1 pseudogene is annotated in these 437 nt (G+C 58.6%); it reads right to left on the reverse strand.

The features are described 5' to 3' along the window. Positions 1 to 155: 155 nt before the first annotated feature. Positions 156 to 437: pseudogene (locus DQG18_RS16260) on the reverse strand (hypothetical protein); the annotation flags it as partial.

The following is a 437-nucleotide window of genomic DNA, read 5'->3' on the forward strand; positions in this document are numbered from 1 at the left end:
GCGCAAAAGCACGGACCTGCACAGAACTGAAATCATCCCGAAGCTTCACCGCCGCCGCCATCGCAAACCTCCAACCGTTTGCGATGGTGAATCACGACAAACTCAAGCCAGAAACCCCTCGTGAGTCGTAAGCGGTGTTCTGCGGCCACTTAGGTTCAGGGTCGCGGGAACTGCACGACGTTGTTGCCGCGCATAAAGGCGCCGGCTCCCTCGCTGTTCAGTGCGTTCAAGGCAGCGTCAAGCGCCTCGCTGTCGGTCTGGAACTGATTGTCCCAGACGTGGCTGTCGTTGTGGTGGTCCACGACCTCGAGGGAGCTATGCCGGGAAATGGGTGACGGGGTCTGAAAGGGCGGCGTATCGTGGCGGGTGTCGAAGCCTGCCAGAACTTCCCAAAGGAACGATACGCCATGAAGAAGACTACAGACATCATCGCCTTT

Origin of the sequence: Pelagibacterium sediminicola (assembly GCF_003390885.1) — a bacterium.
Classification (GTDB): Bacteria; Pseudomonadota; Alphaproteobacteria; order Rhizobiales; family Devosiaceae; genus Pelagibacterium; species Pelagibacterium sediminicola.